Annotated in this window: 9 protein-coding genes; all 9 read left to right on the plus strand. The window is 65.0% G+C overall.

The genetic code is table 11. The features are described from left to right. The first annotated feature begins 101 nt into the window (after window positions 1–101). Window positions 102–1,838 (plus strand): putative bifunctional diguanylate cyclase/phosphodiesterase, encoded by a 1,737-nt coding sequence (locus tag AC1D00_RS09160; protein WP_477010445.1) that lies wholly within the window; start codon window positions 102–104, stop codon window positions 1,836–1,838. A gap of 128 nt (window positions 1,839–1,966) precedes the next feature. Further along, window positions 1,967–3,409 carry a sigma-54 interaction domain-containing protein gene (locus tag AC1D00_RS09165; protein WP_477010446.1) on the plus strand — a complete coding sequence of 481 codons (1,443 nt, stop codon included), beginning with the start codon at window positions 1,967–1,969 and terminating at the stop codon, window positions 3,407–3,409. 195 nt (window positions 3,410–3,604) lie between these two features. Then, the gene (locus AC1D00_RS09170) at window positions 3,605–4,915 is read left to right on the plus strand and encodes an MFS transporter (RefSeq protein WP_235885654.1); all 1,311 of its coding nucleotides are present in this window, start codon (window positions 3,605–3,607) and stop codon (window positions 4,913–4,915) included. 123 nt (window positions 4,916–5,038) lie between these two features. Next, window positions 5,039–7,087 carry an acyl CoA:acetate/3-ketoacid CoA transferase gene (locus tag AC1D00_RS09175; RefSeq protein WP_477010447.1) on the plus strand — a complete coding sequence of 683 codons (2,049 nt, stop codon included), beginning with the start codon at window positions 5,039–5,041 and terminating at the stop codon, window positions 7,085–7,087. Between the two features lie 111 nt (window positions 7,088–7,198). Beyond that, window positions 7,199–8,383: a substrate-binding domain-containing protein gene (locus AC1D00_RS09180; RefSeq protein WP_177234874.1), complete on the plus strand. Its 1,185-nt coding sequence runs from the start codon at window positions 7,199–7,201 to the stop codon at window positions 8,381–8,383. A 158-nt stretch (window positions 8,384–8,541) separates the two neighbouring features. After that, on the plus strand, window positions 8,542–9,306 hold the full coding sequence (locus AC1D00_RS09185; RefSeq protein WP_477010448.1) for an ABC transporter ATP-binding protein: 765 nt from the start codon (window positions 8,542–8,544) through the stop codon (window positions 9,304–9,306). After that, the gene (locus tag AC1D00_RS09190) at window positions 9,303–10,025 is read left to right on the plus strand and encodes a branched-chain amino acid ABC transporter ATP-binding protein (protein ID WP_477010449.1); all 723 of its coding nucleotides are present in this window, start codon (window positions 9,303–9,305) and stop codon (window positions 10,023–10,025) included. The genes AC1D00_RS09185 and AC1D00_RS09190 overlap by 4 nt, the downstream gene beginning before the upstream one ends. Then, a complete protein-coding gene (locus AC1D00_RS09195; RefSeq protein WP_135175084.1) occupies window positions 10,022–11,032 on the plus strand; it encodes a branched-chain amino acid ABC transporter permease in 1,011 nt (336 codons plus the stop codon). The genes AC1D00_RS09190 and AC1D00_RS09195 overlap by 4 nt, the downstream gene beginning before the upstream one ends. Next, window positions 11,029–12,019: branched-chain amino acid ABC transporter permease (locus AC1D00_RS09200; RefSeq protein WP_477010450.1), on the plus strand; the 991-nt coding region annotated here is incomplete at its 3' end. The genes AC1D00_RS09195 and AC1D00_RS09200, both read left to right, overlap by 4 nt.

The following is a 12,019-nucleotide window of genomic DNA, read 5'->3' on the forward strand; positions in this document are numbered from 1 at the left end:
CTCCCGTATTTCTCCGGACCCCTTAACCAAACTTAAGAGGGAACCACGCAAGATCGCACCCATTGCAAAGGCGCGCTGAAACAACAAGATTCATGACTTCTATGAACGACAACAGATATTCCGGCGCGAGCGAAGCCGAACTCGGATTTCTCAAGGAAATCGTTAGAATGCTGCCGGCCGGCCTGACCGTGCAGGACGCCCATGGCGAACTTCTGCTCGTTAACGATGCCGCCGCGGCGCAGCTCGGCATGGACGGCAGCCGTCCCTCGCCCGATCTGGCGCCGCGCCGGGAAGCCTGCCGGAAGGCGCTGAGCGCCGGCCAGGCGGTCGTCACCGAGGAAGCCCTGCACGACGGCCCCGCGCGCCAGGTGCTGCTCACGACCCATCGTCCGGTTCGCCTCGCCGGACGCGAGCTCCTGATCTCCGCCTCCTCCGACATCACCGAGCAGAAGAATTTCGAGGACCAGCTGTTCCGCTCGGCCTATTTCGACGAGTTGACCGGATTGCCCTCGCGGCGCGTGATCGAACACCGCGCCAACAACCTGCTCGCGCGCGATCACGGCGGCGAGCGCTTCGCGCTAGCCTTTCTCGACGTCGACAATTTCAAGCACATCAACGACTATTACGGCCACGCCGTCGGCGATGCGCTGCTGGTCGAGCTGGCGAAGCGGCTCGGGCGCGACCTGCGCGATTCCGACATGCTGTCGCGCATCTCCGGCGACGAATTCCTGCTGCTGCTGTTTCCGATCCAGAGCCAGGAGGAAGTCGCCGAGTTCATGCAGGCGACGCTGGAGCGGCTGACCGCGCCGTTCTTCATCGACCATTCGGAGGTCTTCGCCTCGACCTCGGTCGGCATCAGCCTCTATCCCGACCATGGAAGCAGCTTCGAGACGCTGCGTCAGAACGCCGACATCGCGATGTACCGCATCAAGAACGACGGCAAGGGATCGGCCGCCTTCTTCGACGCCAGCATGGAGCGCGAGGCGCTGGCGCGGACCAAGATCGAGCAGTCGCTGCGGCTCGCCATCCTCGAGAAGCGCTTCTGCTGCGCGTTCCAGTCCAAGGTCGACATCCGCACGCAGGCGGTGAAGGGCATCGAGGCCCTGGTGCGGCTGCGCGACGACGAAGGCGTGATCCAGGCGCCGGGCTCGTTCATCAACCTTGCCGGCGAGCTCGGATTGATCGACGAGCTGACCCATCTCGTGCTTGCCGAGATCGTCAAGTCGATCGACCTGATCAACGAGACGTTCGGCGCGGAAGCCTCCATCAGCATCAACGTTGCCGCCAGGCAGGCCGGCAATCCCGAATTCATGCGCAGCTTCGCGCAGGCGCTGGACAACACCGGCTTTCCCCAGCGCTTCATGATCGAGCTGACGGAAGAGGCCTTCGTCGCCAAAAGCCATTTCCAGTCGGAAATCCTGCCGATGTTCCGCAAGCTCGGCGTCGGCATCTCGATCGACGATTTCGGCACCGGCTATTCCTCGCTCTCGGCGCTCGCCGATATCACCGCCGACGAAATCAAGATCGACCGCTCCTTCATCACCGACATCCATAAGCGGCCGCGCAGCCAGGGCATCCTGCGAGCGATCGAATCCTTGAGCGAGGCACTCGGCATGACCGTGATCGCCGAGGGCCTCGAATCCTACGAGGAGCTCGCCTACCTCCAGGCCGCGAGCAAGATCCGCTACGCGCAGGGCTATTATTTCTCGCGGCCGATCTTCCTGGAGGAGCTGAAGCTCGCAACACCCGTCTCCAGCGAGTCCCGCGCCAGCGTGGCCAGCCGCCCGATGCAGCAGAACCGGCAGGGCTATTCGCGGGCGAACGGGTATCGAAGGTAGGCTCCACTATCTGGATGTCGTCCCGGCGAAGGCCGGGACGACGGCAAGTTCGGAGCCAGCCCCGTTTTCGCCCTTTGAAATTACTGCCCTTTTGGTAATAAACAGGCGGGCTTCCCGCGAGGCACGCCATGTCCGGTCCCTCTTCCGTCGTCAGCGATCCCGCCTATATCCGCGCACGCGCCATGGAGACGCTGTTCGAGCGGCTGGAGCATCTGTGCGAGGGCGCCATCGCAATCGATCGCAGCGGACGCGTGGTGTATGTCAACGAGAAATACGTCACCGCGATGGGCCTCTCGCATGAATCCGAGGCGCTCGGCCGCCCGATCGAGGAGGTCATCCCCAACAGCCTGATGCGAAGGGTCGTGGAAACGGGTGAACCGATCATCCTCGACATCATGGAGCTCGGCGGCGAGCAACTCGTCGTGACCCGCATGCCGATCGAGGACGAGAAAGGGAACATCATCGGCGCGATCGGCTTCGTGCTTTACGACCGCCTCGAGGGCTTGAAGCCACTGCTCGGTCGCGTCGCCCAGCTCGAAAACGATTTGCGGCTGGCGCGGCGGCAATTGTCGCATGCACGTGCCGCCCGGTTCACGTTCGACGACTATGTCGGTGCAACCGCTGACATCGCACAGGCCAAGACGCTTGCAGCGCGCGCCGCGCGCCAGAGCGTCACCATTCTGCTCACCGGGGAGACCGGCACCGGCAAGGAAATGATGGCGCAGGCCATCCACAACGCGTCCGCCCGCGCCGAAAAGCCGTTCGTCAGCGTCAACGTCGCGGCGATCCCGGACACGCTGATCGAATCGGAGTTCTTCGGCGCCGCGCCGGGCGCCTATACCGGCGCGGACCGCAAGGGTCGCGACGGAAAATTCCGGATCGCCGACGGCGGCACCTTGTTCCTCGACGAAATCGGCGAGATGCCGCTGCAATTGCAGGCCAAGCTGCTGCGCGTGCTGCAGGAGCGCGAGATCGAGCCACTCGGCTCCGACAAGGTCACCAGGGTCGACGTGCGCGTGATTGCGGCCACCAATGTCGACCTGCACAAGCGGGTCAGCGAGGGGACATTCCGGGCGGATCTCTACTACCGGCTCAACGTGCTCTCGATCGTGCTGCCGCCCCTGCGGCACTGCCTGGACGACCTGCCCGAGATCTGTGGACGGCTGCTCGACGACATCAGCGCATCCGGCGACTACCTCAATGCCAGGATCACGCCGAGCGGCCTGGCTGCGCTTGCGCGCTATGGCTGGCCCGGCAATGTCCGCGAACTGCGCAACATCCTGGAACGCGCGCTGATCCTGAGCGATTCGGGACGCCTCACCAGCGACGACTTCGATCGCATTCTCCCCGTCGGCGCGGAAACGGTGCCCACGGCACCATCGCGGCCGGCCGGCCTCGTCCTGCCCTATGCGGAAGCCGAGGCCGAGTTCGAGAAGCACACGCTCGAACAGGCGCTCGCCGCCAGCAACGGCCAGATATCGGAAGCGGCCAAGATGCTCCAGATCTCGCGCGCGACCTTCTACAAGAAGCTCGCGAAGTTCGGCCTCGCCTCGGGAGCCGCATCCGTCTGAGTTGCGAGACATCGGGTGTCCGGAGTCTCGGATTCCTGACACGGCGCGCTGCTGCTCTTTCCCGGAGCCCGCGCTGAAACTGCTGGGTTTTCAGCCATTTTGCGCAAACCTGTGGCATCTGGCGCAGAGCTTGCTCTTCGCTCTGCACAATGACGCGTGCTGCACATGCGCATTCGCAACCAGGGAGGACGCAAGATGAGTGAAGCGATCTCAGTCCATCAGCTTGAGGCGAGACAGCCCTCGCACGTGACGGTCGCCACCGCGAGCCTGATCGGCACGGCCATCGAGTGGTACGACTTCTTCCTCTACGGCACCGCCGCGGCGCTGATCTTCAACAAGCTGTTCTTCCCGACCTTCGACCCCATGATGGGAACGCTGCTGGCGTTCGCGACCTACGCGCTCGGCTTCATCGCGCGTCCGCTCGGCGGCGTGGTGTTCGGCCACTACGGCGACAAGATCGGCCGCAAGACCATGCTCTATCTGACCCTGCTGATCATGGGCGCCGCGACCGCGGCGATCGGCTTCCTGCCGACCTACGAGACCGCCGGCATCTGGGCCGCGGTCCTGCTGGTGACCTGCCGGCTGATCCAGGGTTTTGGTCTCGGCGGCGAATGGGGCGGCGCGGTGCTGATGGCGGTCGAGCATGCGCCTGCGGACAAGAAGGGATTTTACGGCAGCTGGCCGCAGCTCGGGGCGCCGCTTGGCCTCGTGCTCGGCACGCTGGTGTTCTCGGTGGTGTCCGCGATGCTGACCGACGCACAGCTTCTTTCCTGGGGCTGGCGCATCCCGTTCCTGTTCTCGATCGCGCTGGTGCTGGTCGGCCTTTGGATCCGCTTCACCATCGCGGAATCGCCGGAGTTCCAGAAGGTCAAGGACACCAAGCAAGAGGTCAAGATGCCGATCGTCGAGGCGATCCGCATGTACCCCAAGAACATCCTGCTCGCGATGGGCGCGCGCTTTGCCGAAAACGGCTTCTTCTACATCTACGCGACCTTCGTGCTGGCCTATGCGACGCAATCGCTCGGCATGAACAAGCAGGACATGCTCAACGGCGTGCTGATCGGCGCGGCGATCGAGACCTTCACCATTCCCGCCTTCGGCGCACTCTCCGACCGCCTCGGGCGGCGGCCGATCTACATCTTCGGCGCGGTGTTCTCCGCGCTGATGTCGTTCCCGCTGTTCATGCTGCTTTCGACCAAGAACCCGCAATATGCCTGGATCGCGATCGTGCTCGGCCTCGCCGTCGGCCACGCCGCGATGTAYGGCCCGCAGGCGAGCTTCCTGTCGGAGCTGTTCGGCACCAAGGTGCGCTATAGCGGCGTCTCGCTCGGCTACAACCTCGCCTCGATCTTCGCCGGCGCGCTATCGCCGCTGATCGCGACGGGATTGATGACGGCGTACGCGCCGGCAACCTGGCCGATCTCGCTGTACATGATCGCGCTGGCGATCATCACCATCGTCTCGGTCTATTTCGCCACCGAAACCCGCAAGATCGCTCAGCCCTGAATGAGCAGAGCGCGACACCCCGCGACGCTGGAGCGGCTGGTCGCCAGCCGCTCCACGCGATACGAATAAGGCCAAGCGAGAAGAACGGGCATGCGGTCCGCAACAGACACGGGAGGGAATGCCATGAGCCAGCATCCTGCCTTGCCCTACCTGCGCAACGCCGAGAAGGGCAAAGTCGTCACCGCGGCGGAAGCCGTCATGCTGATCCGTGACGGCGACACGGTCGCGACCGGCGGCTTCGTCGGCATCGGCTTTGCCGAGGAGATCGCCGTGGCGCTGGAGGAGCTCTATCTCTCCAACGAGGGTGACGCGCCCTACACGCAAGGCAAGCCGCACAATCTGACGCTGGTCTATGCCGCCGGCCAGGGCGACGGCAAGCACCGCGGCGTCAACCATTTCGCCCATGAGGGCCTGGTCCGGCGGGTGATCGGCGGGCACTGGGGCCTTGCGCCCAAATTGCAGCAGCTTGCGATCGCCAACCAGATCGAGGCCTATAATCTGCCGCAGGGCGTCATCACGCACCTGTTCCGCGACATCGCGGCGCACCGGCCCGGCCACATCACCCGCGTCGGCATGGGCACCTTCGTCGACCCCAGGCACGGCGGCGGCAAGCTGAATGCGCGCACCACCGAGGACATGGTGGAACTGATCGCGCTTCGCGGTGAAGAGTGCCTGCTCTACAAAACCTTCCCGATCAATGTCGGGATCATTCGCGCCTCCACCGGCGATCCCGACGGCAACCTCACCATGGAAAAGGAGGCGCTGACGCTCGAGGCGCTCGCCATCGCCATGGCGGCACGTAATTCCGGCGGCATCGTCATTGCCCAGGTCGAACGCGTGGCCGAGGGCGGCAGCCTCAATCCGCGCCAGGTCAAGATTCCCGGCATCCTCGTCGATTGCGTCGTCGTGGCGAAGCCTGAGCATCATTGGCAGACATTCGGCACGCAATACAATCCGGCCTTCTCCAGCGAGATCCGGGTCCGCGCCGCCTCGTTGCCGGTAATGCCGATCAGCGAACGCAAGATTATCGCGCGCCGCGCCGCCTTCGAGCTGAAAGCCAACAGCGTGGTCAATCTCGGCATCGGCATGCCCGAGGGGATCGCCTCCGTCGCCAATGAAGAGCGGATCATCGACCTCATCACGCTGACGACCGAGGCTGGTGTGATCGGCGGCATCCCGGCGAGCGGCATCGATTTCGGCGCGGCGATCAACACCCAGGCAGTGATCGACCAGCCCTATCAATTCGACTTCTACGACGGCGGCGGCCTCGATGCCGCCTTCCTCGGGCTCGCCCAGGTCGATCGCGCCGGCAACCTCAATGTTAGCAAGTTCGGACCGAAGCTTGCGGGTGCCGGCGGCTTCATCAACATCAGCCAGAATGCCAAGGAGGTCGTCTTCGTCGGCACGTTCGGCGCCGGCAAGCAGCGCATCGCGGTGAACGACGGGAAGCTCGTCATCCTCGACGAGGCGAGGTCGCGCAAATTCGTCGACAGCGTCGAGCACGTCACCTTCAGCGGCCCCTTCGCGGCGGCGCGGGGGCAGCGCGGGCTCTATGTCACCGAGCGCTGCGTCTTCGTATTGCGGCCCGACGGGCTCGAACTCACGGAAATAGCGCCCGGCATCGACATCGAGCGCGATATCCTGCGCCTGATGGATTTCAAGCCATTGATCCCGCGCGACCCCGTCCTGATGGACGCCCGCATCTTCCGCGACGGCCCCATGGACCTGCGCGAGCGGCTGCTGACCATTCCGCTCGACCAGCGCTTCACGCTCGACGAGCAGCAGAACCTGTTCTTCATCAACCTGGAACGCTATCCGCTGCGCAGCAAGGCCGAGATCGATGCGATCGCGGCCCTCGTCGAGGCGAGGCTCGCCCCGCTCGGCCGCCGGGTCTACGCCATCGTCAATTACGACAATTTCTCGATCCTGCCGGAGCTGATGGACGATTATTCGGCCATGGTGCGCAGCCTCGTCGACCGCTTCTATTCCGGCGTGTCGCGCTACACCACGTCCGGCTTCCTGCGCATCAAGCTCGGCGAAGCCCTGGAGAAGCGCGGCGTCGCGCCGCACATCTTCGAGAGCGCGGAAGAGGCGCAGTCGGACTGGCGGCAGATCGAGTCGGCCGGCAGCCCCGCCGCGTCCGGCGACACGCGCGTGACACGGCAGGCCTAAAAATGATGCATGTTGATGCGCCGGCGCAGTCCGCCGGAAGGTTGAATTGCAATGTTCGTAACGTTGTGCAAATCGCTGTTACCGAGAAATTTTGAATCAGGAGGGACCATCGTGCGTCGATCACTCATCATAACAACAACCATCCTCGCGCTCGCCGCGGGCACCTCCGTACAGGCCGACGACCTCAAGGTCGCACTGATCTACGGCAAGACCGGCCCGCTCGAGGCCTACGCCAAGCAGACCGAGACCGGCCTGCAAATGGGCTTCGAATACGCCACCAAGGGCACCATGACGCTCGACGGCCGCAAGATCGTCGTCATCACCAAGGACGACCAGGGCAAGCCGGACCTCTCCAAGGCCGCGCTCGCGGAAGCCTATCAGGACGACAAGGCTGACATCGCGATCGGCACGACATCGTCAGCCGCCGCGCTCGCCATTCTCCCCGTCGCCGAGGAGAACAAGAAGATCCTGATCGTCGAGCCGGCGGTCGCAGACCAGATTACCGGCGAGAAGTGGAATCGCTACATCTTCCGCACCGCGCGCAACTCCTCGCAGGACGCGATCTCGAACGCAGTCGCGATCGGCAAGCAGGGCGTCACCGTTGCAACGCTGGCGCAGGACTATGCCTTCGGCCGCGACGGCGTCGCCGCCTTCAAGGAGGCGCTCGCCAAGACCGGCGCGACGCTCGCCGCCGAAGAATATGCCCCGACCTCGACCACCGACTTCACCGCGGTCGGCCAGCGCCTGTTCGACGCGCTCAAGGACAAACCGGGCCGCAAGGTGATCTGGGTGATCTGGGCCGGCGCCGGCAATCCGCTGGCCAAGCTCCAGGACATGGATCCGAAGCGCTACGGCATCGAGCTCTCCACCGGCGGCAACATCCTGCCGGCGCTCGCCGCCTACAAGGGCCTGCCCGGCATGGAAGGCGCGACCTATTACTTCTACGAGATCCCGAAGAACCCGGTGAACGACTGGCTCGTCGCCGAGCACCAGAAGCGCTTCAACGCACCGCCGGACTTCTTCACCGCGGGCGGTTTCGCCGCCGCGATGTCCGTCGTCGCCGCCGTCACCAAGGCGAAGTCGACCGACACCGAGAAGCTGATCACGGCGATGGAAGGCCTGGAGTTCGACACGCCGAAGGGCAAGATGGTGTTCCGGAAAGAGGACCATCAGGCGCTCCAGAGCATGTATCACTTCAAGGTCAAGGTCGATCCGAACGTCGCCTGGGCCGTGCTCGAGCCTGTGCGCGAGCTGAAGATCGAGGACATGGACGTCCCCGTCCGCAACAAGCGGTAGGTACTTCACCTCTCCCCAAGGTGAGGGGGTACAACCCTCTCGTGGGACCTGAGCCCCCTCACCCGATTTGCACTGGACGATGCTTCGCATCGCCAGGAGCAAATCGACCTCTCCCCTTCGGGGAGAGATGAACCGATAGACCAACCCGGTTTGCAAGAATGCCGCTTACTCTCGAAACCCGCGACCTCACCATCCGCTTTGGCGGCCACGTCGCGGTCAACAACGTCTCCTGCACGTTCCGCCCGGGTGAGCTCACCGCCATCGTCGGGCCGAACGGCGCCGGCAAGACCACCTATTTCAACCTGATCTCGGGCCAGCTGCGCGCTTCGCACGGCAGCATCCTGTTCGACGGCACCGACATCACCCAGCATTCCGCGCCGTTGCGCACGCGCGCGGGCCTCGGGCGTGCCTTTCAGCTCACCAATCTGTTCCCAAATCTGTCGGTCGAGGAAAATGTCCGCCTCGCGGTGCAGGCGGCGAACGGCACCCATTACGACATGCTGCGGCCGTGGATGGTCCGCCGCGACCTGATTGCACGCGCCGACGCCATCCTCGACCAGGTCGCGCTCGGTAGCCGCCGCGGTGTCGCCGCGACCGCGCTGTCACATGGCGACCAGCGCAAGCTGGAGGTGGCGCTGATGATCGCGCTGGAGCCGAAGGTGTTCATGTTCGACGAGCCGACCGCGGGCATGAGCATCGACGAGGTGCCTGTCGTGCTCAACCTGATCGCACAGCTCAAGCAGSACAGGAGCAAGATCATTCTCCTCGTCGAGCACAAGATGGACGTGGTGCGCTCGCTCGCCGACCGCATCATCGTGCTGCATAACGGCCAGCTGGTCGCCGACGGGCCGCCGGCCGAGGTGATCGCCTCGCCGATCGTGCAGGAGGCCTATCTCGGCGTCGCACCGAAGAGTGCAGCATGACCGATCTGCTCAAACTCTCCGGCGTGCACACGCATATCGGCCGCTATCACATTCTCCAGGGCATCGATCTTACGGTCCCGCAGGGACAGACCACGATGCTGCTCGGCCGCAACGGCGCCGGCAAGACCACGACGCTGCGCACCATCATGGGCCTCTGGCAGGCCTCGAAGGGCGAGATCAGCCTCGCCGGGACGCGCATCGAGAGCCGCGCCACGCCCGACATCGCCCGGCTCGGCGTCGGCTACGTGCCCGAAAGCATGGCGGTGTTCTCCGACCTCACGGTGAAGGAGAACCTCGTGCTGGCGGCGCGCGACGGGCCGCTCGACGACGCCCAGCTCGACTGGATCTTCGGCTTCTTTCCGGCCCTGCGCCGGTTCTGGCTGTCGCGCGCGGGAAGCCTCTCGGGCGGACAGAAGCAGATGCTGTCGATCGCGCGCGCCATCATCGAGCCGCGCAAGCTGCTCTTGATCGACGAGCCGACCAAGGGGCTGGCGCCCGCCATCGTCATGGCGCTGATCGAGTGCCTGAAGGAGATCAAGCGCAAGGGCGCGACGATCCTCCTGGTCGAGCAGAATTTCTTTGCCGCGCGCGAGCTCGGCGACAACGTGCTGGTCATGGACAACGGCACCATCGTCCATCGCGGCGAGATGGCGGCACTCGCCGCCGACGTGCCGCTGCAGGAGCGGCTGCTCGGCCTGAGCCTGGAGGCGCATCAGTGACAGAACTTGCCGCAAACGATCCGCTGCCGAAGCCGAAGCGCGATATCGCGCCGATCCTGCTGCCGGTCGCGCTCGCCCTCGTGGTGATCCCGCTGGTCGGCTCGCCCAGCACCTGGCTGACGCTGACCGCCGCGAGCCTCGCCATGGGCATGATGATCTTCATCATGGCCTCCGGGCTGACGCTGGTGTTCGGCCTGATGGACGTGCTCAATTTCGGCCACGGCGCCTTCATCGCCGTCGGCGCCTATGTCGCAACCCTGGTGCTGGCACCGTTCGCGGCTTCCATTCAGGCCGATTCGCTCTGGACGAACCTCGCGGTGCTGGCGCCGGCGGCGCTGCTGTCGATGGCGGTGTCCGGCGCGCTCGGCCTGATCGTCGAGCGCGTGCTGATCCTGCCCGTCTACGGCCAGCACCTGAAGCAGATCCTGATGACGACCGGCGGCCTGATCGTCGCCGAGCAGGGGCTCTATGCGCTGTGGGGGCCGCAGATCATCCCGATGCCGCTGCCCACTTCGCTGCGCGGCTCGTTCATCTTCGGCGACGTCGCAATCGCGAAGTACCGCGTGCTGGCGACGCTGATCGGCCTTGCCGTCTTCATCGCGATCCAGCTCGTGCTCAACCGCACCAAGCTCGGCCTGCTGATCCGTGCCGGCGTCGAGAACCGCGAGATGGTCGAGGCGCTCGGCTATCGCATTCGCCGCCTGTTCCTCGGCGTGTTCATGACGGGCTCCGCGCTCGCCGGCCTCGGCGGCGTGATGTGGGCGCTCTACCGCGAGCAGGTCCACGCCTCCATGAGCGACGACCTCACCGTGCTGATCTTCATCGTCGTCATCATTGGCGGGCTCGGGTCGATCGGCGGCTGCTTCATCGGCGCGATCCTGGTGGCGATGGTCGCCAATTACGGCGGCTTCCTGGTGCCGAAACTCGCCCTCGTGTCCAACATCCTGCTGATGGTCGCCATTCTGATGTGGCGGCCGCGCGGCCTCTATGCGGTGACCAGCCGATGATGATCCTCTCCGGCGATCCGCCGCGCAGCCGCGTGCTCACGCTCGTCCTCGTCCTCATCATCCTGGCGCTGGCGGCGACGCCGTTCCTGTTCCCGGGTGCCAAGGCGCTGAACGTCGCGGCCAAGATCTGCGTCTTCGCCGCGCTGGTCGCCTCCTACGACCTGCTGCTCGGCTATACCGGCTCGGTGTCGTTCGCCCACACCATGTTCTACGGCATCGGCAGCTACGCGATTGCGATCGCGTTGTACGGGATGGGTCCGAATTGGGCCGCGGTCACAACCGGCATCGTCGTCGGCCTGCCGCTTGCGGCGCTGCTCGCGCTCGCGATCGGACTGTTCTCGCTGCGCGTCGCGGCGATCTTCTTCGCCATGATCACGCTGGCGGTCGCCTCTGCCTTCCAGGTGCTGGCTTCGCAGCTGTCCTGGCTGACCGGCGGCGAGGACGGCCGCAGCTTCCAGCTGCCCGAGCTACTGCGCCCGGGCACGGTGCTGATCTCCAAGAACCTGTTCGGGTTCGAGGTCAACGGCCGCATCCTCACCTACTACCTCGTGTTCGCCATATCGGCCGTGATGATCCTCGCTTTGCTGCGCGTGGTGAACTCGCCGTTCGGCCGTGTGCTGCAGGCGATCCGCGAGAACCGTTTCCGCGCCGAGGCGCTCGGCTTCCGCACCGTGTTCCACCTGACCTACGCCAACTGCCTCGCGGCCCTCGTCGCCGCCAGCGCCGGGATCCTGAATGCGCTGTGGCTGCGCTATGCCGGCCCCGACACCTCGCTCAGCTTCTCGATCATGCTCGACATCCTGCTGATGGTGGTGATCGGCGGCATGGGCACGATCTACGGCGCGATCATCGGCGCCACCATCTTCATCCTCGCGCAGAACTACCTGCAATCGCTGATGGGAGTCGCCTCCAAGGCGGCGTCGGAAGCCGGGCTGCCGCTGCTGCCGGGACTTCTGCATCCCGACCGCTGGCTGCTGTGGCTCGGGC

The sequence above is a fragment of the Bradyrhizobium sp. P2_E8 genome, assembly GCF_056403875.1.